This is a genomic window from Citrobacter sp. VF227 (assembly GCF_052950715.1).
In genome coordinates this window covers 1-467 of the sequence record NZ_JBRFVF010000398.1, presented here as the reverse complement: position 1 = coordinate 467, position 467 = coordinate 1, and the positions used below count along the sequence as shown (strand labels likewise).

The following is a 467-nucleotide window of genomic DNA, read 5'->3' as shown; positions in this document are numbered from 1 at the left end:
GATTGTAGAGGGCTGAGACGCCGAGCATCAGGACGAGGGCCGTGGCGTAGACGACCACCGCCGCCCGCTCGCCGAGCCCGAGATGCGCCGTGACCGCGGTCGCCACCAGGGCCACAGCACCGGCGAAGCCGAGCAGCACGCCGAGACCGTGGATCACGCCATCCGCCATGATCTCCCGCGGCGTGTAGTGCCAGGTCAGGGAGAGCGGTCGACCATCCTCCGCGAGAGACATCTTGAAGCCTCCTGCAACGCGTGCAGCTTAAAGCTTGAGAAGTCTTGGTCGTTCCATGTGCAGATTGCTGATGGGGAGTTATCCCAAGGTTCCACTGAAAGCGGTAAAAGTCTCGTGCGGCGCAGCGAGACTGCTGCACCGCACGAAAGCCTAGATCCGGCCTCCGGCCAGACCCTCGAACCCCAGCGGCGGCTCGGCGGCGGCGGGCTCGACCAGGCCGAACCCGCGGCTGAGC

At 66.2% G+C, this 467-nt stretch carries 1 protein-coding gene; it reads right to left on the bottom strand.

Annotated features, from left to right (window positions below; all coding sequences use genetic code 11):
- A partial coding sequence (locus ACU8YC_RS26950; protein ID WP_446896254.1) for a hypothetical protein occupies positions 1–232 on the bottom strand: 232 nt, incomplete at its 3' end.
- Positions 233–467 lie beyond the last annotated feature (235 nt).